This window comes from Euzebyella marina (assembly GCF_014855515.1).
In the GTDB taxonomy this organism is placed as follows: domain Bacteria; phylum Bacteroidota; class Bacteroidia; order Flavobacteriales; family Flavobacteriaceae; genus Euzebyella; species Euzebyella marina.
On sequence record NZ_JACYFK010000002.1, the window covers coordinates 146,684 to 168,363 of the forward strand.

Here is a 21,680-nt window from a genome sequence, read left to right on the forward strand (position 1 = left end):
ACCCTATTTGATAATTTGAAAAGCTCTTTCAGCCTGGTTGTTTTCCCACTTTAGTTCGTTGTTGTACCAAACTTTTGTGACGATTTCAGTGGACCCGGATTTTTCTATCTGAGATTTGATGATATCTGATTCGGACTCTGAGAATTGAATTTTCGTCTCCGAAATATGATTTTCTACCATGTTCGTGCTAGGAAAAACTATAAGTTCAACGCCACCGTCTGTTTCCACCGTATTTAATCCTTTGGGATAATCTAAGTTTCCCTCGTAATATCTTTCCCATACGCCATTAATATTATGGTATACGGTAAGTTCTGAAAGTTTGTACCCATTAGCTACTTCAAACAAATTTTCTCCTTCTGCGTTGAGGTATTTGATGGTAATGGCAGTATCGATAAAGGTACAGCAATCTTTTTCATCATTGGAGCAGCCTAAAAGTAGCATGACAAGGCTTAAAGTGAACAAGAATCCTTTCATATGTAGTAAGAATGGCAGTTATAATGCTCTATCGTACTTAAAGATAATTAAATGATTCTTATGGCATGCATTTGATTGGCTATAATTAAGATAGAACTGAAAAGCATAATCAAAAAAGTAGTCGCTAAATGAAATTTCCGACTAAGATTAAACATCTTACCAATTTTGTAAACCAAAAAGAAGAGGAGAAGGCTAACGATTGCAGGGAGGGTGAAAGTTCCTAGATTAAAAAACTCACTAATTCTACCTTCGTCGTTGGCATTGATGAGATTCATAAAACCCGCTAGAGCCCGCATATAAAAAGCGCTGAAAAGAAAAAGGTAAAGATGTTTATTCCAACCCTTACTGCTCAGGATAAAATAAAAGCAAAAACCTTGTATAATGGTTATTAAAGGCCCAGCAGCTGAAACCAGTATTCGATGTACTTCAGTTGGGGAGGCGACGTCTTCAAATGAGGTGCCATTTAGATACAACGCACTTTGGTAGCCCAAAGAAACGCTTGTCAACCAATGCGCAAATTCGTGCAAAAGCCAAGTGGAAAGTACGGCTGCCATAGCCATAACGATATAAGGTAAATCGACTTTTTGATGGTTCATTTTTTCTGCGGAAGTATAACGTCGTTTGTGAGAAGTTGCAAAGAGAACTCGCTTGAATAATTAATATAAAAGATTTGTATTGTAATTGAAAGGAATGTTACAGCTTAAAGTAAAACTTTAAGAATTAAGATAAGAGAATTATCTTTAGATTAAGGTATTTAATAAATTGATAATAAGCATATTGAAATTAATATAACTATTGTGTATTTTCTAATACTCTTTCCAATCGGTCAAAATTATCTTCGTTTTTCGGAAGTGCGAATTTTCTAATTTTAGCACATTCTTCTGGTGTATTAAAAACCATTCGAAAAGAAATGTTGGTTTTTGTTTCACTCAGTTTTTCGAAGCCAACTTCCATGTCAAAATAAGGTTGGGTGATGCGTCTCCAAGAAACTAATTTTTGAGGTATCACAATTTTAAACGCGGAAGTATTTCGATAATTACCAACTTCAGGTCCGTGCATGGTCAAATCCCACTTTCCACCTGGTCGCAAATCAAACTCGTGAATAGTATTGCTAAATCCATTTGGTCCCCACCAGTTTTTTAAATGGTCAGGGTTCTCGAAAGCCAGATATACTTTCTCAACAGAATAATTCAGTATCCGCGAGCTAAAAATTTCATTATCTGTTGGTTTCATAGCCACAAACTACTTTTGAAATGACACACCAAATTGGCTATTCGATTGTTTTATAGCTCTTCGCAGCTAAAATTAATAATTTGGTCGCTTCGCTTAGATATTTAATTACTACCCATTATCCATCCCTTATATATCTCTTTCTGTAAATAAGTGGGGTTATCAACGGGAACAATTTTATAGGTCTTCTCGTTTTCGCCTACTTTTTTAAGTTCTAAACCAGCAAAACCAAGATAAACCTTATAATCTAATGGTTTAGTAGTATATACATACTCGAAAATTGATGTCAGTTTAGTGCCCGCAATATTTTCACATGCTTGTTGAAACTCAGCATCGGTAAAACCACGGTTCAAATTTTTATAATATTCCCAATACAAATAACGCATTACATCATCAAGCGATTTTTTATTTTGGGTAGCATTTCTAATGGCAAAGTCTAATAGCAATCCAACTATAGGACCCTTTTGGTAGTAAGAAATGGTTTTTCCCTTTTCGGGGCCTTGGTTGCCGAACGGACCATCGCTCCATGTTTGAAAGCTTGATTGTACTAGAGATTGAAATGCTTTTCCCGGATTGTTTTCAAAGTGATTGATGTGCCTTTCAAAATTGCGGAGCAACGTTTTATCATCAGATATTTGTGCGCGATTCACAACCAGATACTCATAATAAACGGTTAACCCCTCACTCACCCATAGCATTGTAGTTTTACTGCCCTCATCGTAGTCAAAAGGACCCAGCTCAAAGGGACGAATACGTTTCACATTGTAATGATGAAAATATTCATGAGCCAAAAAATTGAGCACCTTCATAAGGTGGTCCTCATTGTTCAATTGATTACCATCGAAACTAATTGTGGTATTGTTTAAATGCTCAATACCGCCTTGTCCGGGGCCGATACCTATAAATGTATAATTCTTATAAGGTATATCACCAATAACATTCACTGATGACTGTACGATACGGCGAAGCTTTTCGACGAATGAATTTCTGTCGAAATTACCAAGTTTATAGCCCAAAAAGCGATGTTCTATTCCATTCACGTAAAAGGAAGTTAGGGAATCTAAGTTGCCCAAAAGAATTGGGGAATCGTAAAGTATATCAAAATTTGGTGATTGAAAAGTACTTTTGGTATTCTCCGATTCTGGAAGCCCAGTAGCAATCGACGTCCATATTTTGTTGTTGTTTATTCGAACAGTAGCGGGGTAGTCTAGGTATCCATCGACATACATGAAAGAATTTGTAGGTATGATGTATGCACGTTCAATATCAACATAGCTATTGGCTACAAATTCTTTGTGGGTCTGAACTTGATAGGAAATACTTATTGATTTGTTTGTCGCATTTACGACCTGCCATGAATTATCCGAGTTTTTTACAACTGGTATTGTTTCCCCACCGGAAAGAGTGGCAGAGATATTTTTAACATCTTCGGAATAGTTCATAAACTGATAGTAGCCCGGCATCCAATTTGGCATTTTGAGCAGAATCGTATCTTTTTCTACGTCAGATATATCAAATTGTATCTCATAATTATGAGATTCAGGCCTTTCGACAGAAATCGTAAATTTAAAGGTGGGTTTCGACTGTAATTGTGCTGTTGAGTATAGGGCGAAAAAGAAAAAGAACATGAGAATAGCATGTCCTTTAGTCCAATTAAATTGTTTTGGCAATCTTTTAAAATGCATTATGAATGGTTTCTCTTTAAACCGACAAGATACACCATAATTTAACGCTCTAGCAATTGGTCTAGGTTTTCTAAAGCCATTGTAAAGCCTTCTTTAAAGCCCATTTCTATCATGGTTTGAATATCTTCCAATTTATCATGGTGTAAAGTCATATTCACCAATGTTCGCCCGTCTTTGGCAGAAAATTTATTGTTCCATAACGACCTTGGTTTTGTCGTGTTACTATTTCCATTTTGGTCGCAAAAAGCGTCAAGCCATGATAGCTCTTCATTCATTTCTATCTTTTTATAATCGGCCTTGCACCATGTTTTTTCACCTTCAGGACTGACCATGGCGTACAACCAAGTACCACCTTCAATTAACTCTAGAGATTTAGTTTCTACATGGTACGGTTTAGGAGCCCACCATTGATCTAACAGTTCTGAGGTAGTCCATGCTTTCCAAACCAAGGGTAAATCGGTGTCGAACTCCCTTTTGATTTCAATGGTATTGTTTTCTTCGTCGACTTTAAAGTCAAAAAGCAAATTAGTTTTCATTTTAATGAGTTTTTAGATTAATGAAGAATTTTTTTATGAAGCTATTTGACTACAAATATAAATGAAGTTATTTAACTACATAATAAATATTCATTTATTTTCTAGGGGCTCAATTTTGAAAAGTTCTTGTAATAAGTATTCTGGGAAATGAGAAAACAGAGCAAAATACCCTGAGATTTTGCTAATTATTGTAAAAAATTAAATGACAATCAAGGGCCTTAAGCTTAACTTCTTGTCCGTTTCTTAAGAATTTTATGCCTAACAAGAACGATAGGGAAATGAAGTTTTTTATAACAACTTGGCGAAATTATAACTTGCGAAAGTCAGATTATCGGCGCTGGCGGCCATAGCTTCTTCAAGCGTACAAATACCTTTGATGATTGATGTGGCGTATGAAATGCCCAAATTCTCCTGTAAATTTTGATTAATGGCTACTGATCCACAAAATGCAGCTACCGGAATACTCTTTTGTTTTGCCGATTGAACAACACCATCAATAGTCTTTCCCGATAGGGTTTGTCCATCTAACTGACCTTCTCCCGTAATAATCCAATCAGCTCCAATAATAGCTTCATCAAAGTTCGCCAAGTGTTTGACCATGTTGATTCCGGATTCCAATTGTCCGTTTAAAAAGGCAATGGCACCCCCTCCAAAACCACCGGCAGCACCTGCTCCAGATACTTCCTGCAAATTCAAGTCCATTATATCTTCAACAAGTTTTGCCAAATTGCGTAGACCTTGGTCCAAGAACTTAATTTCACTGGGTGACGCTCCTTTTTGAGCACCATATATGTAGGCCGCACCATTTTCTCCGTAAAAGGGGTTGGTAACATCACAAGCAACTTTTACGCTGACCTCGTTTAAGCGATGGTGTACGAAGCTTTTATCTATACTATATATATGTTGTAGGTTTTCACCAGTTGGTTTGAGTTCATTTCCAAAAGAATCTAAAAACTTAAAGCCCAAAGCCGTCGCCATGCCTATACCACCGTCGTTGGTAGCGCTACCTCCAATGCCTAGTATTATCTCTTCTGCACCTTTATCTAGGGCATGTAAAATTAACTCTCCCGTACCGTAAGTTGTAGTATACATACAATTACGCTCGTTTTTTGCCAGAATCTTAAGGCCTGAGGCTTCCGCCATTTCAATGTAGGCTATCTTTTCTTCTTCAGAATATAGATAAGATGTGGTAATTGGTCGGAACAGGGGATCTTTGACGGTCAATTGAACTTTGCTACCCTTTATATAATGTTGTACCACGTCAATAGTTCCGTCCCCACCATCCGCCAGGGGCATCTTTACGATTTCGGCATCATTAAGTACTTGTCGAATACCTTTTTCTACGCAGTTACAAAATTCAAATCCGGTAAGTGAGTCTTTATATTTATCAGGTGCTATTACAAATTTCACGTTAAGGTAGTTTAGTTGGTCGTTTAAGTTTTTAGTTGATATGTTTAGAGGATAGCTAAAAATTCATAGCTCATTCAACCTATTTCACCTCTAAATTTTCGGTTGAAGCGTCAAAAATAAGCGTTGAAATACCAATTTTAACATAATTTATAGGAAAATTGAGTGAAACCTATGAATTTTTAATAAGTAGGTGAAGGAGGGTTTTAGTGAACTTTGTCGACAGATATGAACCCCTAATCGAATTAGTTATGAAAAATTCGCTAACCTCTAACATGTTTTTTGCATGTTTGATCACTTGTTACTGTAGTACCGCTACAGCACAGTACTCTACCAAATCAAATACTGTGGCAGACCATCAAGTCGAAAGAAAGATGGAGCATTACAGAATTTTAAAGGAACAAGGTTACAAAGACCAAGAAATTTTTGAAGACTTGGGCAATGCCAACTTTCTAAACGAAAATTATGCTGCGGCATCTTTTTGGTATGAGAAGTTAAAAGAGTCGAAAAAAGGTGCTCCGTTGAGCAAAAGTTACCAAAAGCGTTATCATTACGCTATGAAAATGTCAGGTGCGACCGCTGATGCTTCAAAAGATGAAACTACCGACTGGGTAGCCGAAGTAAGAAGCGATTATCAGATTGATAATAATACGGTAGCCAGCTTTTTAGAAAGACCTGTCACCGAAAGATATAGAGAGTTAGATTTTGAAAGCACCAACGGTTCCTTCGTGGTCGATGACCAAAGCGTGGCCGAAGAGGGCCTAAGAGCTCACATCGGCGAAGATGTTGATAAAGAGCATGCCTATAAAATGCCCGTGGCCGTAACGCCAAACGGTAATGTGGCTTATTTCAGCAAGACCGTAAAAGAAAAACCATTGACCGGTATTTTCTCAAAAAAGGAGCAAGTACATAAAATTTACCGTGCCGAAAGAGTAAATGGTGACTGGACCAATATTAATGAAGTGGCCGTAGCACCAAACCATTCATCGGCGAAGCATCCTGCAATTTCTGCTGATGGAAGAAGACTTTTCTTTGCTTCGAATATGCCAGGAAGTTATGGCGATTTCGATATCTATGTTTCGGATATCAACCCTGACGGAAGTTTGGGAGTAGCCAAAAACCTTGGCCCTAAAGTGAATTCTAAGAAGAATGACCTTTACCCAAAAGTGGTGGGTAACCAAACATTGTTTTTCGCTTCTGAAGGAAGAAGAGGTTATGGTGGCTTAGATGTTTACATGACGCAGGTAAGCAAGAAAAAGGTTGACTTGGCCGTAAACCTAGGAAGTGAGATTAACAGCGATCACGATGATTTTGCCATAGCATTTACCAGCGAGAACGGTAAGGCCTATGTCATGTCGAACAGAGGTAAAGGTAAAAACTCGGTTGAGCGCATTGCTTTCACTTACGCTGAAGAGACCCAAAATCTTTCCGAAGATAAGAACGAATACAACCTAATGGAGGCTTTGAATTCGGAGTCACAGATTCGCTATACCACTTCGGTATTCGAAGATGAATAAAAATGGAACAATAGTGTAGGCCGTTCGGTTACCGCCTGCGGCCTACATAAAAAGCTATTGCCCGTTTACCGGCCTTGAAATAGGTCAACCAGTTAATCCCAAATATCACTACCATGAGCTATAATTGTAACACTACCAAGAGAACCGTTCTGTTTTTGCTGTTCTGCGCCTATATCGGGATACAGATGGGTAAGGCCCAAGAAGCGCCGACCACCCAGTTCAATTCAAAAAGCACATATCACAACCAGTTGTTCTATAACCGCTTTTTGATCAACCCTACCTTTTCATTGGTGAGAGAGAACAAGTCGTACATAAATATATTGCACAGAAACCAGTATGCGACTTTTGAAGACAACGACCAGAATTACTTTCTGGGCTTCAGCAACCGCATGAACAACAATACCGCATTGGGTATCAGTGTATATAGCCAATGGTCTGGGGTTGTACAAGAGTTCGGCTTCAATGCCAACTATGCTACGGCCGTTAAATTGGGCGACAAACAGAAGCTCACTTTTGGTACCAACGTCACTTATTACAGCGAGGGCTTGGATCGCAATAGAATTATAGCTGTGGAAAACGATAACAAAATATTGGATTCTAAAAAAGAGAACAAAGTAGCCATTCAGCCAGGTGTAACACTTTCCTGGGGAAGTTTTGACTTCGGTCTATATGCTACCGACCTCTTTAAGTACAACCAGACGGCGAACTCTTTTATGACCAATTTAAGTACAAAAAGCGTCAAAGCTTCGGTACAATATAGCTATGGCTTTATGGCCAATAGAGGTCTGTTTGCAGACGCTAGGCTAATGCCGCTGGTCCAAGTAGGCCAAAACATAGATGGTAGTATTGATTATGTAGGATCTATTTTGTTGGATATGCCGACCTTCGGATGGTTTCAGGCCAATTATGATGACACTTATGGACTTAGTGGAGGTTTAGGCTTTAATTTGAGTAAAAGAATGTCTTTAGGCTACATTTTAGAAAAAGACTTGAATCAAGATGATGCCGACTTAGGGTGGAACCACGAAGTTTCATTGGCCTATAACTTTAATGACAATCGAGAAACGGTAAACAGCCTTGTAGACGCTTCTAACGATGCCCAGATAGATAGAATAGTGAGAAACTATGAGGAGCAGATTTTAAAGCTGAAAGAAGAAAATGAGATGGCAAGGGCCAATAACCGTACAACCTTGAAAAAAGAGGCTACGAGTTCACTTGCTGTAAAAGATGAAAGTAATGCATTAGCATACGAAAACAGATTGATACTAGATGAAATGATATTAAGACAAGACTCTATAGATGCCGCCAGAGATGCCGCCTTCGAGGCGCGATTGGCAAGCTTGGTAGATGTCTTGAAAGATGAGATACGTCAGGTAAAAGGTAGTGGTGTTGAATCGAAAGAAGAAAAAGGAGGTACTCGTACCTATTATACCGGCGTAGCGGTCAAGTCAATGGAGAAAAAGGCTACCGAAACCCGTCTTGCCAAGGCTGAGCCGAATGAAGTTAAGCAGGTAGATGTGGCCGAAGAACAGAGCGACGCTATTGAGAATGCAGTTGTAGAGAACGAGATTCATAAATCGGTAGATGCTTTCTTCAATCAAAGAGAAGAAGCGAGAAAGCTTCAAAGAGAGCAACGAGTGGCTCAATCAGAGTCTAAGCCTCTTAAAGAAGCGAACACGAACGTTGCCGAAGACTTAAAAGAACAAGTTGATTTACCGATACGAGTATTGAACCAGGCCGATATCGTCGGTGTACAGTCAGGTTACTATGTAATAGCTAATGTGTACAGTAATAAAAAGTATATGAATGCCTTTATGGACAGCCTTAAGAAACAAGGTTTGGAAGCAGGTCAATTCTATAACAAAGAAAACGGACTGTACTATGTGTACTTGGCAGACTACAATTTTAAAGAAGATGCAAAAACAGCTTACATATCCAATATGAACGGTAAGTACCTGAATGAAAAATGGATCATGCAAGTTGACGACCAATCAGCAATAGTGCATAACAGCTATGATGATTGATTAAAATATTAACTTATGGTTAGTGGGACCTGATTTTTTTGGTAGAAAATTAGGCGAAAACAGTGGGGGAGGCTCCGCTGTTTTTTCGTTTATATACATTTGAACGACGATTTTTTGATGGTAAAACCCTCATTTTAACAGGTAAAACAGTATCGATAAGTGGTTTATTTATTCCGATGAATGGAAGTTATCTGTGGTTTTTTGGTGTATTTTAACGAAAACAGATAGTGAAAAACTAGCTCGGAAAGTAAAATTAGTATGTTTGGTAAACCAAATCGAAATAACCTATGTTATGAACCCCCAAATCCCATTTACCATGAAGTACTACCAAAAACATTTCCGAAAAAAGAGCACTGGTCTAAAGTTTAAATCAAGTGCAGAACCTCTCATCTCCTGAGAGTGAAATTTAAAGTTTGTTCAAAACCCTACCAAGTTTTTGAGTAAACTGTTCAAAAGCCAAATTATTTACTGTTGCCTTTAAGATTCGATTGTAAAGGGGTACCCTCCTGATAAAATTGATGCTTAATCAGTCACCTTATTTTGTCGCTTTACAGGTTGATACCTATGAAGAATGAACTACCTATGCCTAATTTTAAATTATAGAGGGCTGGGCAACAGGGGCTTGTTGAACTTTTTGAAATGAGTTTAACCATGATAACTTGTTTAAAATCAATGATTTGAAACTTGTTTTCTAAAATCCCATCTTACCATGAATACCACATTATCTAAAATCATTGTCATTGATAATGATGTACAGTTTCACTCGGCCTACCAAACGTATTTTGAATCATTTTTAGAATACTCATTAATGGGAATCTACACCACCGTAGAGAACGCACTGGCGGATTACGATTCCATTAGGCCCGACATTGTTTTTTCTGAAGTTGAATTGCCTGACACCTCTGGTATTGAGGGCATTCAACTTTTCAGAAAAAAAGACGCTGATGTTAAAATCATTATGCTCAGCAAAAACAAAGATTTTGATATGGTCAAAAAGGCATTTAAAAATACCGCCAATGGCTATCTATCAAAACCGGTGAGCGAACGCACGCTTTACAACGCCTTAGATTCTATAAAAAGCGATGGCGCCACCATGAGCAATGACATTATCAGTCAAATTATTTCAAAATTTCAAGGTAAATCCTATGAATTTTTCTCTGAAAGAGAGAACCAAGTGGTTGAATACCTATGTCAAGGTGCCACTTATAAGACTATTGCCGAAAAATTATTTGTGACGGCCAGCGCAGTGAATTTTCATATTCAGAATATTTACCTGAAACTGAACGTGAATTCAAAATCGGAGGCTTTAAGAAAATTGCAGGAAATGGAATTTTCCCGTGCCCTAATTTAACTTACTTAACTTATGATTTGGCGGACTTACAAGGTGAGTCCCGTTACTCCTGCTAAGGGACCGTAATCAACGGTCCCTTTTTATATTCTACAATAAACCGACGTTAAATTGCTAAATTGGTTTGATTTAAGAATTAAAATAAGGCTATTTTTGTTAAAAGTGCTATTAAATGTAAGAGTAGGTTCTTTGCGTAGTACCTTAAAATACCGAAAGACCTGCACATTGAAATTTGAATATGACGGATAGTGTAAAACAGTTAGAATGGCGATATGCGGTAAAGAAATTTGATGAGCATAGAGAGTTGCCAAACGAAAAGTTATTGCGATTAAAAAAAGCGTTTAACCTAACGGCCACCTCCTATGGTCTGCAGCCCATTACGCTGTTGGTCATCACCAATAAAAAATTGCAGCGGCTGTTGGTACAGCATTCTTACGGTCAAGAGCAGGTGGCGCAAGCCTCTCATTTATTGGTCATCTGCACCCAAAATAGAATAGATAAAGAATATATTCAAAAGTATTTCGAAAATGTAAGAACCGTTCGCGGTACTTCCGATGAAATTTTGAACCCCTTTAGAGAGGCTTTGGTCAAAGATTTTTCAAGTAAAGAGGTTGAAGAAATAAGGCAATGGTCGAAAAACCAGGCCTACCTTGCTTTGGGGAATTTGTTGGCCGTATGTGCTATGGAAGAAGTCGATTCATGCCCTATGGAGGGCTTTGTTCCTGAGGCATATACAAATCACCTAAAATTAGCAGAAAAAGGGCTCGAGCCTGTTCTTGTACTTCCCGTCGGCTATCGGGCCGAAGATGATATGTTTTCTGAGTTTAAAAAAGTACGTAAAAAACTAGAAGACAGTATTATAGATATCAATTAATAAATAATCACTGTAAATTTTATAAATGCCAGGATTTGAACTTTTTGGGGACCTAGAGCGTGCCCAAGTAAATGACGTTTTGCAGTCTGGAGTTTTAATGCGCTACGGATTTGACTCCATGAGAAACGGACATTATAAGGCCTTAGAGCTTGAAACCGCCTTATCCAAGAAAATGGATGTTGACCATGTACAATTGGTCAGTAGTGGTACAGCCGCATTGACCGTAGCATTGGCAAGTGCAGGTATAGGCGCGGGTGATGAGGTTATAATGCCCACCTTTACTTTTGTTGCGAGTTTTGAATCGATACTGGCCCTAGGGGCCATTCCTATATTGGTAGATGTTGATGAGACTCTTACCCTTGACCCTGTGGCTGTTGAAAAGGCAATCAATCACCGAACCAAGGTGGTTATGCCAGTACATATGTGCGGCTCAATGGCGAATCTTAAAGAGTTAAAGGTTATTTGTGATAGGCATTCGCTTCTTCTGTTAGAAGACGCTTGCCAAGCCATAGGAGGAACCTTTGAAGGTAAGGCTCTTGGCACCTACGGCGATTTAGGTTGCTTTTCTTTTGACTATGTTAAGACCATCACCTGTGGTGAAGGTGGTGCCGTCGTTACGAATAATGAAAAGTTTAAAATAAATGCCGACCGGTATTCTGATCATGGGCATGATCACATAGGTTCAGATAGAGGTGCCGAAGGTCATCCTTTTATGGGATACAATTACCGTATTTCAGAATTGAACGCTGCGGTAGGTTTAGCGCAATTAAAACGATTGGATGATTTTATAGTCATTCAAAAGAGGAATTACACCATTATTAGAGAGGCCTTATCAAAAGTAGAAGGAATTACCTTTAGGTCGGTTCCTGAGGGAGGTGAAGAAAGTTATGCTTTTCTGAGTTTTTTTATGCCCGATAGCGAGCAAGCTAAAAAGGCGTCTGATCTTCTTAAAAAATCAGGTGTAGATGGTTGCTTTTATTGGTACGATAATAATTGGCACTATTATAGAAAGTGGCAACATCTTTCTACAAAACAATCGCTCACAAAGTTATCTTTTGAGGTCAATGAACTGCTTCCTGACTATTCGGAGGCCGATTTTTCAAAATCTGACCATTGGGTCGGTAGAAATATATCTTGCTTGATAAAATTGAGCTGGTCTGAAAATGAAGTACTTGAAAGGGCCAATAAAATGGTAGAGGTACTATCGGCCATTATCCGATAGATAATAGGGGAAGCACTTAATTAATTTATTTATATTTATTAGCTATAAAATTTATCAAACCAAAATTAAAAGGAACATGAAATCTATAAAAATTTCCATTCTCTTGATTGCTTTAACTATGGGGATGCAGTTGCAGGCTCAAAACACTTATACAAGTGTTCCTCCAAAAGAATCCCCGATGCCGATGAAACCAGAAATGACGGAGATATGGGAACCTGAAGTGCCAGTGGTTACACCTGGAAAAAAATTAGGTGATGCCCCATCTGACGCCATTATCCTTTTCGACGGAAGCAGTTTGGATCAATGGGTAAGCCAAAAAGACCCTAGTAAACCTGCACCTTGGAATATTGTTAATAATGATCATATGGAGGTGGAGCCTGGTTCTGGGGGTATCAGTACTAAAATGAAGTTCGGAGACTGTCAGTTACATATTGAATTCAGTGCACCCGATAAAGTAGAAAGTGCTAGTCAGGGTAGGGGTAATAGTGGTGTTTTTCTTCAAAACCGTTACGAACTGCAAGTTTTGGATTCTTACAACAACAGAACCTACCGAAACGGTCAGGCAGGTAGTATTTACAAAGACCATGCGCCATTGGTAAATGCCATGCGCGGCCCGTTAGAGTGGAATACTTATGATGTTATTTACCGTGCGCCAAGATTTAAGGAAGATGGTACCATTGACACCAAAGCGACCATTACCGTTTTACATAATGGGGTTTTGGTACAAAACGATGTCGACATTAATGGGATCACTTATTATATAGGTCTTCACAATTACCCGGAGGCTCATGGCGAAGATGTTATTTCACTTCAAGACCATGGAAATAAAACACAGTTTAGAAATATTTGGATCAGAAGATTGTAATGGGGCAACTACCCAAATGAAAAAGGCAAGCTAAAGCTTGCCTTTTTTTATGCTGTTAGGATGGGTGATTAGTTAATTAATAACCTACGTAATCCACTATTTCAAGCCCATAACCTACAATGCCCACTCTCTTCGTTTGCGGGGAATTCGAAAGTACCTTCAACTTAACAATACCTAAGTCATGAAGTATTTGGGCCCCAATTCCAAAATCTTTTGCATCCATTTCTACTTTTGGAGCTTTGTAGACACCCTTTTTCTGTAGTTCTTTAAGTTCTGCTAAACGCCCCAGTAAATTTAACGACTCAGGGTTTTGATTGATAAATACAATCGCACCGCGGCCTTCTTTATCGATAGCCTTAAACATATCTTCTAGCTTACTATCAATGTTATTGGTCAAGGTACCTAAGATATCATTATTGACCATGGTAGAATTAATACGGGTCAATACTTCATCCTTTTTGGTCCATGAGCCCTTGGTTAAAGCCAAGTGAACATGCTCATTGGTGGTCTGTTGATAGGCCCGGAGCCTGAAATTTCCAAATCGGGTAGTTATTTCGAAATCCTCTTTTTTAGATATTAGACTGTCATGCTCCATTCGATAGGCAATCAAGTCTTCAATGGATACTATTTTGAGGTCGAACTTCTTGGCCACTTCGAACAATTGTGGCAATCTGGCCATGCTACCGTCATCGTTCATAATCTCAACAATGATTCCAGCGGGTTGTAGACCTGCCAAACGGGCAAAATCGATGGCAGCTTCTGTATGGCCTGTTCTTCTGAGTACACCACCTTCTTTGGCAATCAACGGAAAAATGTGTCCCGGACGGGCCAAATCATGCGGTTTTGTTTCTGGGTCGACCAAAGCGCAAACGGTTTTTGAACGATCGGAAGCTGAAATTCCTGTTGTAACCCCTTTTCCCCTTAAATCAACGGAAACGGTAAAAGCGGTTTCCATAGGGTCGGTATTGTTGGTCACCATTTTGTGGAGACCTAAATCTTTACATCGGCCTTCGGTCAAAGGGGCACAGATCAGTCCTTTACCGTGGGTAGCCATAAAATTGACCGTTTCAGGAGTGGCCAACTCTGCGGCAGCCAAGAAATCTCCTTCATTTTCGCGATTTTCGTCATCTACCACGATGATGACCTTTCCGTTACGAATATCTTCTATGGCCTCTTCTATGGTATTCAATTTCGTCTTCTTTTCAGTATCGGTAATCATTCCTCTGCTGGTTTAGCCTTCTTAACAAAAATTCTTTTAATTCTGTCAATTCCGTTTCCAAAACTCATCATGCCCCGATCGGCAGTAGCTCTCTGTGTTAAATAGATGCCCAAAGGTAACATTATCATTGAAGATAACCATGCGCCCAAAATAGGGTGAATGTTGCCTTTGTAAGAGTAATTCTCGGCAAAAACGCCCAAGAAATAATAGACCAGGAATAAGAGAATGGCCACCACCATGGGCAGACCTATGCCTCCTTTTCTGATAATTGCACCCAAGGGTGCGCCCACAAAAAACAGAATAATACAAGAAAGCGCTAATGCGTATTTATCATGTAAAGAAAAAATATGCCTGCGGTGTATTTCATAGCGCTTGTCTAGCTCCATTTTTTTGCCATCTATTGATGTCATGATGTTGGATACGGAGTTCTTCGCCGCATTAATAATTTGTCCTTTTTGGTAATCTTTGAATAGTTCAATAATGTCTCCGGTAAAAAATTCTGTTTCCGAAGAGGTGGCTAAAGCATTGGTTGAATCTTTTGATATGAGGGCACTATCTTTCTCAATTGGAGATTCTTGAAGAGCAATGGAATCTTTGATTCGTTCCTTGCCTTTTTTGGCCGTTGTAGTATCGATTTTTATAATAGGAGTAAACGCACCCATTCTATTGACGATATTCTTTGAGAAGGCCGTTACAATTCTTCGGTTATCGTCTTCCAAAGAATCCATATCTTTCAATAAGCGGGAAACATTCTTCATTTTTTCCCTGTTAGAAACATTTTCTTCTTCAAGATCTTGCTCCATTTCAGGAATCTCTATGTTCATTCGATAAATCTCATAATTTGATTTAGCGAAAGGATACTTTCTCTTGTTGTCGTCACTATTATTCTCAACATCCCGGTAGTAATGGCCGTCTCTTAAGACCAATTGTATCAATTCAGACTCTTCACTACTGATTAGTTCACCGGTCTTAGCTTTGATGACCGTGGTGTTTACATTGGTTTCTGATTTTTGATGTATGATGACATTCCTTAAAAAGCGATCCTTTTCACCGTACTTGTCATCGACCTTGATACTCATGCCTTCAAAGTCACTAAAAACACCCTTTTCAATGGCTGCGGCCGGTTTTACCTTGGCAATATTTCGCCGCATGTTATAAATCTTCTGTTCTGAAGCGGGTATGACGTTGTTGGCAAAATAAAAAGTGACACCACCCAACAGTACCATAAAGACGATTAAGCTTAACATGGCCCGTTGTAGCGATATGCCAGAAGCCTTCATGGCGGCGAACTCGTAATTTTCGGCAAAAGTACCAAATGTGAGAATAGAGGCCAGAAGAACGGTGAGGGGTAGAACCTTTTCCGTTAGGCTAGGCATCATATAGAAAAAGAACTTTCCTATAATCATGATATCCAGTCCTTTACCTGCAAAATCGTCAATAAAAAGCCAGATCGTCTGAAAGATGAAAATAAACATCAGTATGACGAACGAACTGAGAAAATTATAAAGAAATCGCGATAGAATATATCGGTCTAGAATTTTCAATGCTGCGGACTTAGTTTTTTATAATGTAGTAGCCGTCGCTTTTATATTTGGCCTCGTCAAAAGTAAACAAGGTTTTTGACAATGTTTGGTCCGTTTTGAAAGTATTAACTGTGATGGTTGTAGTCGTGCCGTTTTTTCCGGTTTCGATAACCTTATAAATATGTTTTGTTTCGGCATCAATACCCAATAAAATATTCTTTATCTCTGAGTTGGTATCTATTGGGGTCAATTTGACGAATAGGATTTTTCTACCGTTTACATTTTGCAATATATCCATCTCATAATTGTGGCCCTCACGATAGAAAGTAAGCATTTTTGCCGGTGTTAGGGCATTCTCATCATTTGATTTGTCTTCGATAGTAACCTCTTCGTTTTCAGGTACAATAGTGTAAACTTTTGAGCCATCGTATAATTGGGTCGCCCCGAAGAAGTTACCTAGGTATTTATCGCCTTGTAAGGTTACATCGCCGCGAGTTTCTTGATTGATGCCAGCTTCAGAATTATTGAGAACATATTTGAAATCTACGTGTATGTTGTCATAGCTTTTGACCTTATTATATACATCTTCCAGGAGTGCTTTGGCCTCTTCCGAATTCTGGGCAGAAATGGTAAGCGAATTAAAGCTTAACAATAGGGTCAATGCGAGTATTAGTTTCTTCATTTTCTTATTTTGTTTCTATTTTAATTTCCTTCATTGCTTAATAAATGGTCAAGAGCCACCAAATCTTGTACCAGCACTTGGCGTGCCTTACTTCCTTCAAAGGGACCCACAATACCAGCGGCTTCTAGTTGGTCGATAATACGACCCGCCCTGTTGTAACCAAGTTTTAATTTTCTTTGGATGAGCGATGCAGAGCCTTGTTGGGCGGTGACGATCACCTCGGCCGCCTCGCGGAACATTGCATCCCTATCCGCTATTTCATAATCAATACTTGTGCCAGACTCCTCACCGGAATATTCGGGAAGCTCATGCGCATTGGGGTAGGCCCTTTGAGAACCGATGTATTCGGTAATCTTATCGACTTCTGGCGTATCGACAAACGCACATTGTATACGTGTAACATCGTTACCTTGGGTGTATAGCATATCACCACGCCCAATCAGCTGATCGGCACCTTGAGTGTCTAAAATAGTGCGGGAGTCGATTTTCGAAGTTACCCTAAAAGCTATTCGGGCCGGGAAGTTGGCTTTAATGATACCTGTAATAACGTTCACCGAAGGTCGCTGTGTAGCAATAATCAAGTGAATACCAATGGCTCGGGCCAATTGTGCCAATCGGGCGATAGGGGTCTCTACCTCTTTACCTGCGGTCATGATCAAGTCAGCAAACTCATCGATTACCAGAACGATATAAGGTAGGTATTTGTGGCCGTCGTTCGGATTCAGTTTTCGGGCCTTAAATTTGGCGTTGTACTCCTTAAGATTCCGTACCATGGCCGTTTTTAAGAGCTCATAGCGGTTATCCATCTCGATACATAGCGAGTTCAAAGTATTGATTACTTTGGCATTGTCGGTAATAATTGCCTCTTCGCTGTCAGGCAATTTCGCCAAAAAGTGTCGCTCTATTTTATTATAAATTGAAAGTTCTACCTTTTTGGGGTCAACCAAAATGAACTTTACTTCTGCCGGATGCTTTTTATATAATAATGAGGTAAGAACCGCATTCAAACCGACCGATTTACCCTGACCAGTGGCACCGGCCATTAAAAGGTGGGGCATTTTGGCCAAATCGACTACAAAGGTTTCATTACTGATTGTTTTACCGAACGCAATCGGTAGCTGCATTTCGGCCTTTTGAAATTTACTGGAGGCTATGACCGAACGCATCGAGACGATAGAGGCATTTTTATTGGGCACCTCTATACCGATGGTACCCTTGCCGGGAATCGGGGCTATGATACGAATACCCAATGCCGCCAGTGAAAGCGCGATATCGTCTTCCAAATTTTTAATCTTGGATATTCGAATACCGGCCTCCGGAACAATTTCGTACAAGGTTACCGTAGGGCCGATGGTCGCCTTTATCTGAGAAATGCCAATTTTGTAGTTCTTGAGGGTTTCGACAATCTTGTTCTTGTTTTCCTCTAACTCCTCTTGATTGATAGTGATTCCGCCCGTACTGCCGTGCTGATCAAGCAATTCAATAGTAGGGAATTTATAATTGCCCAATTCGAGGGTAGGGTCGAACTCGCCAAAATCTTGCACCAATTTGTCGGCAATGTTGTCGGTCTCTTCTTTTTCCTCTACAATTTTTTCTACCTCCATGTTCAGGTTTTCCGATTCCTCTTCTTCAACAGGAACGTTGACCTGAAAATCGTCCTTTGGATTATCTTCTTTCTCTAGATGCGGAATATCTTTCTTGTGGGTATAAGTATCAATTACCACGGGTTTTTCCTCCACAGGTTCGGTTATTGGAGTATCCCTTTCGTCATTGATACTTTCTTTGACCGTCTTTGTTGATTTAGAGTCCTTAATGGTCTTTTCTCCTTTAGCAAAAGCTTTTGCCATGCTATCCGGCGAAAATTTAAAGAACCTCACCAAAATAAATACCAGACCGAAGATTAGAATAAGAACGACCCCGATGGTTCCGGTATAATCCTTTAAAAAATCATTCATTTCATAGCCAACCAGACCACCAAGAAGGGGATGCGTTTCTGCTACAAAACCAAATGCGACTGAAATCCATATCATAAAAATGAGACCCCAGATCCATTTCTTCAACAACCCTTTTTTATCCAGGTTCAAGAAGAGGTATAGGCCTGTAATACAAAGGAGGACCGTAAAAATAAGCGAAGCCAACCCAAACCCCTTATACACAAAAAAATGGCTAACAGAGGCCCCGAACTTATTTAGAAGATTTTTTGCTTGTTCATTTCGGTCGGCGAACTCGCTCAAGAGGCTTTGATCGTCTTGCCAGGTAAAATAAAAGGATACAAATGAGAAAAATAACGCCATACTAAACAGAATCAATAAACTGCCCAGTATAATGGTATTCTGTTTAGATGGGCGAAGGCTCATCTTTTTCGTTGTGGTCTTTTTTTTGGTTGTTGTTTTCTTTCTCGCCATTACATTTTTCCACTGTGTGCAAAAGTACGTATTACGCGCATTTCGGCACGAAGTTTACCTAAAGTCTTTTTTGTTTGTTGAAAAGTCGCCCTTAAAGGGCTTATTTGCTGGGGATTGTACCTACTTTTAGAAGGCATGATAGTGTTCTATTTAATAGGTGTCTTTTCAAATAGAAACACATAAAAAAGACAATTATTGTCTCGTTTGCGGAAGGACGTGGTTATCGTTACAATTATTGGGGGCGGTACATTAAAATACTTTTGGTAGGTAAATGATGAGCCCTACAATAATGGCCCCTATAGAAACCAACATCACGGCACCGGCGGAAACATCTTTTATAAAACCTATGCGTTCATCAAAATCTGGATGGATGAAATCGCAAATCTTCTCAATAGCTGTATTGGCACCTTCAATGCCGACTACCAGAGATATTGCCAAAACCTGTAAAATCCACTCGGTATTCGAAATCTGATAATAGAAGCCGGCAATCGTTACCAAAACGGCAAGTGCTACCTGAATTTTGATGCTGGCTTCCGTTCGAATCAGAAGAAGGGCTCCACGTAATGCGAAGCCCACACTTTTGATTCTATTTTCTACGAAAGTTTCTTTACGCATCTGCCAATGCCTCTAAAGCAGCTTTATAATTAGGTTCATCGACCGTTTCAGAAACTTGTTCGGAATAAATGACTTTTCCGTTTTCATCAATAACCACTACTGAGCGAGATAGAAGAGATTGTAGGGGGCCATCTGTAAAGGTCAGCTGATAGGCATCACCAAAACTCCCGTCTCTAAAATCGGATAGCATTTCAACATTATCTATTCCTTCGGCACCACAAAAACGTGCTTGCGCGAAAGGAAGGTCTTTTGAAATACAAAGCACTATCGTGTCGTCTAACTCGGCCGCTTCTTCATTGAACTGTCTGACAGACTGTGCGCAAGTTCCGGTATCAACACTAGGAAAAATGTTCAAAACCACTTTCTTGCCAGAATAGTCTGAAAGTGAAGCGCTTGACAGGTCACTTTTAATTAATGTGAATGCAGGAGCTTGGCTTCCATTGCTTGGAAGGCTTCCTTTTGTATGTATTTCATTTCCTTTTAAGGTAACTGTAGCCATTTTTATTTCTTTATAAGATTGGATGTGAAATTAAAAAAATAAAAGTTGAATTACCTTAAACAAAGGTTATAAAAAAGAAAAGGTCGGTTACTTCAAAAGAAATAACCGACCGTAGTTTTTTATACAGATGTCAATCCGTTATTTATCTATTGAACCCATGACACGCTGCATGAATTCGTTGAGTGCCTCTTTTTGAGGCTTACCATCTTTGATCGATTTGTGTACTTCGATTGCTCCGTACATATTGGAAATCAATTCACCTATGGTATCAAGCTCTTCATCTTTTAGCGAGGGTACCTCAGTCAATGCTTCAAGAGTTTCTATGGTCTCGATAACATAGTCCTCGTCATTCTCTTGAATAAAGTTGGTCAAATGCTTAATTACTGGCAACTTCATTGATCAATTCTTTTAAGACGTCGTATTTATTGGTCTGTACTTGATTCTTGAATTCTCCATTCGCAAAGGCCGCAAAAGTCGGTAGGTTATCGACTGTCGCCAACTTTCTGCTTTCAGGAAACTTTTCGGCATCTGCGATTACAAAAGTGATGTCTTCATGTGTCGCTGCCTCTTTTTTGAATTTGGGCTTCATAATTCTACAATTGCCGCACCAGCCAGCGGAATATTGTACGACCACATTCTTCTTATCCGCAATTATTTCTTGTAGATTATCTTTATCTAATTCTAGTACCATTATTTTTTCGGTTTTAGTGATTGAATTGCGCCCCGCCGGCAGACGGGGCGCAGAAACTACATTATAACAGAATAAATCTTAGTTGGCGTGTGCAGCAAGGTAACTGGCAACACCATTTCTATCGGCTTTCATTGCTTCTTTACCTTCTTCCCAGTTGGCTGGGCAAACCTCACCTTTTTCTTGAACGTGAGTGTAAGCATCGATTAAACGAAGGTATTCGTTTACGTTTCTTCCTAAAGGCATGTGATTGATTCCTTCATGAAAAACAGTACCCTCTTCATCGATCAAGTAAGTTGCGCGATATGTTACATTGTCTCCTTCTACGGTTACAACCCCTGTGGCCTCATCATATTCTTCATTTGTAATATCAAGAATACCTAAAGTAGAGGCGAGGTTACGGTTGCTATCGGCAATCAAAGGGTACGTAACGCCTTCGATTCCGCCGTTGTCTTTTTCAGTGTTCAACCATGCGAAATGAACCTCTGCAGTATCACAAGAAGCACCGATGACGATTGTATTTCTTTTTTCAAACTCGCCAAGAGCTGCTTGAAAAGCATGTAATTCTGTTGGGCACACAAAAGTGAAATCTTTTGGGTACCAGAACAGTACTACTTTTTTATTGTTTTTTTGAGCTTCTTCCAAAACGTTGATTTTGAAAGTATCGCCCAAATCGTTCATTGCGTTTACAGATAGATTAGGGAATTTTTTTCCTACTAAAGCCATAATTAATTGTGTGTTTTGTGATTTCTATTTTCCCCAAAATTACATTCTATTGAACGATGTCAAAGCCCTTTGAACATTAATAAATCTTATTGATAGATAGTATTTATGAATGCCTATGCGCTTTTGTTCTGAATGTTGAGA

General features: G+C 39.2%; 21 protein-coding genes. 6 read left to right on the forward strand and 15 right to left on the reverse strand.

Annotation, left to right across the window (positions count from 1 at the left end):
- Positions 1 to 3: 3 nt before the first annotated feature.
- The 6 genes from IL356_RS09400 to IL356_RS09425 all read right to left on the reverse strand — a co-directional run bounded on the left by IL356_RS09400 (position 4) and on the right by IL356_RS09425 (position 5,335).
- On the reverse strand, positions 4 to 474 hold the full coding sequence (locus tag IL356_RS09400; RefSeq protein WP_162987902.1) for a hypothetical protein: 471 nt from the start codon (positions 472 to 474) through the stop codon (positions 4 to 6).
- A 47-nt stretch (positions 475 to 521) separates the two neighbouring features.
- Positions 522 to 1,070 carry a hypothetical protein gene (locus IL356_RS09405; RefSeq protein ID WP_121849248.1) on the reverse strand — a complete coding sequence of 183 codons (549 nt, stop codon included), beginning with the start codon at positions 1,068 to 1,070 and terminating at the stop codon, positions 522 to 524.
- Positions 1,071 to 1,266: 196 nt separating this feature from the next.
- Positions 1,267 to 1,707, reverse strand: coding sequence for an SRPBCC domain-containing protein (locus IL356_RS09410; RefSeq protein ID WP_121849247.1), 441 nt, complete (start codon positions 1,705 to 1,707; stop codon positions 1,267 to 1,269).
- A 101-nt stretch (positions 1,708 to 1,808) separates the two neighbouring features.
- Positions 1,809 to 3,389 carry a M61 family metallopeptidase gene (locus IL356_RS09415; RefSeq protein ID WP_121849246.1) on the reverse strand — a complete coding sequence of 527 codons (1,581 nt, stop codon included), beginning with the start codon at positions 3,387 to 3,389 and terminating at the stop codon, positions 1,809 to 1,811.
- Between the two features lie 41 nt (positions 3,390 to 3,430).
- A complete protein-coding gene (locus tag IL356_RS09420; protein ID WP_121849245.1) occupies positions 3,431 to 3,925 on the reverse strand; it encodes an SRPBCC family protein in 495 nt (164 codons plus the stop codon).
- Between the two features lie 288 nt (positions 3,926 to 4,213).
- Positions 4,214 to 5,335, reverse strand: coding sequence for a glycerate kinase (locus IL356_RS09425; protein WP_121849244.1), 1,122 nt, complete (start codon positions 5,333 to 5,335; stop codon positions 4,214 to 4,216).
- Positions 5,336 to 5,583: 248 nt separating this feature from the next.
- Between IL356_RS09425 and IL356_RS09430 the strand changes: the two genes are divergently transcribed.
- The 6 genes from IL356_RS09430 to IL356_RS09455 all read left to right on the forward strand — a co-directional run bounded on the left by IL356_RS09430 (position 5,584) and on the right by IL356_RS09455 (position 13,182).
- The gene (locus IL356_RS09430) at positions 5,584 to 6,849 is read left to right on the forward strand and encodes a TolB family protein (protein WP_121849243.1); all 1,266 of its coding nucleotides are present in this window, start codon (positions 5,584 to 5,586) and stop codon (positions 6,847 to 6,849) included.
- 113 nt (positions 6,850 to 6,962) lie between these two features.
- Positions 6,963 to 8,873, forward strand: coding sequence for a PorP/SprF family type IX secretion system membrane protein (locus IL356_RS09435; RefSeq protein ID WP_121849242.1), 1,911 nt, complete (start codon positions 6,963 to 6,965; stop codon positions 8,871 to 8,873).
- A 709-nt stretch (positions 8,874 to 9,582) separates the two neighbouring features.
- A complete protein-coding gene (locus tag IL356_RS09440) occupies positions 9,583 to 10,224 on the forward strand; it encodes a response regulator transcription factor (protein ID WP_121849241.1) in 642 nt (213 codons plus the stop codon).
- Positions 10,225 to 10,459: 235 nt separating this feature from the next.
- Positions 10,460 to 11,095, forward strand: coding sequence for a nitroreductase family protein (locus IL356_RS09445; RefSeq protein ID WP_121849240.1), 636 nt, complete (start codon positions 10,460 to 10,462; stop codon positions 11,093 to 11,095).
- A gap of 25 nt (positions 11,096 to 11,120) precedes the next feature.
- A complete protein-coding gene (locus tag IL356_RS09450; protein ID WP_121849239.1) occupies positions 11,121 to 12,317 on the forward strand; it encodes a DegT/DnrJ/EryC1/StrS family aminotransferase in 1,197 nt (398 codons plus the stop codon).
- Between the two features lie 76 nt (positions 12,318 to 12,393).
- On the forward strand, positions 12,394 to 13,182 hold the full coding sequence (locus IL356_RS09455) for a 3-keto-disaccharide hydrolase (protein WP_121849238.1): 789 nt from the start codon (positions 12,394 to 12,396) through the stop codon (positions 13,180 to 13,182).
- Between the two features lie 76 nt (positions 13,183 to 13,258).
- Here IL356_RS09455 and ribB read toward each other — a convergent pair whose 3' ends face one another.
- The 9 genes from ribB to IL356_RS09500 all read right to left on the reverse strand — a co-directional run bounded on the left by ribB (position 13,259) and on the right by IL356_RS09500 (position 21,539).
- Positions 13,259 to 14,401, reverse strand: coding sequence for a 3,4-dihydroxy-2-butanone-4-phosphate synthase (gene ribB / locus IL356_RS09460; protein WP_121849237.1), 1,143 nt, complete (start codon positions 14,399 to 14,401; stop codon positions 13,259 to 13,261).
- On the reverse strand, positions 14,398 to 15,876 hold the full coding sequence (locus IL356_RS09465) for an LptF/LptG family permease (protein ID WP_240467916.1): 1,479 nt from the start codon (positions 15,874 to 15,876) through the stop codon (positions 14,398 to 14,400). The genes ribB and IL356_RS09465 overlap by 4 nt, the downstream gene beginning before the upstream one ends.
- 79 nt (positions 15,877 to 15,955) lie before the next feature.
- A complete protein-coding gene (locus IL356_RS09470) occupies positions 15,956 to 16,606 on the reverse strand; it encodes a LolA family protein (RefSeq protein ID WP_121849235.1) in 651 nt (216 codons plus the stop codon).
- A gap of 20 nt (positions 16,607 to 16,626) precedes the next feature.
- Entirely contained in the window at positions 16,627 to 19,011 is a 2,385-nt protein-coding gene (locus IL356_RS09475) for a DNA translocase FtsK (RefSeq protein WP_121849234.1), read from the reverse strand.
- 249 nt (positions 19,012 to 19,260) lie between these two features.
- A complete protein-coding gene (locus IL356_RS09480; protein ID WP_121849233.1) occupies positions 19,261 to 19,626 on the reverse strand; it encodes a diacylglycerol kinase family protein in 366 nt (121 codons plus the stop codon).
- Positions 19,619 to 20,125, reverse strand: a complete 507-nt coding sequence (gene tpx, locus IL356_RS09485; protein WP_121849232.1) for a thiol peroxidase — start codon at positions 20,123 to 20,125, stop codon at positions 19,619 to 19,621. The genes IL356_RS09480 and tpx overlap by 8 nt, the downstream gene beginning before the upstream one ends.
- Positions 20,126 to 20,263: 138 nt before the next feature.
- Complete coding sequence (locus IL356_RS09490; RefSeq protein WP_121849231.1) at positions 20,264 to 20,521, reverse strand: DUF6952 family protein; 258 nt, start codon at positions 20,519 to 20,521, stop codon at positions 20,264 to 20,266.
- Positions 20,502 to 20,816: a thioredoxin family protein gene (locus IL356_RS09495; protein WP_121849230.1), complete on the reverse strand. Its 315-nt coding sequence runs from the start codon at positions 20,814 to 20,816 to the stop codon at positions 20,502 to 20,504. The genes IL356_RS09490 and IL356_RS09495 overlap by 20 nt, the downstream gene beginning before the upstream one ends.
- A gap of 78 nt (positions 20,817 to 20,894) precedes the next feature.
- Complete coding sequence (locus tag IL356_RS09500) at positions 20,895 to 21,539, reverse strand: peroxiredoxin (RefSeq protein WP_121849229.1); 645 nt, start codon at positions 21,537 to 21,539, stop codon at positions 20,895 to 20,897.
- Positions 21,540 to 21,680 lie beyond the last annotated feature (141 nt).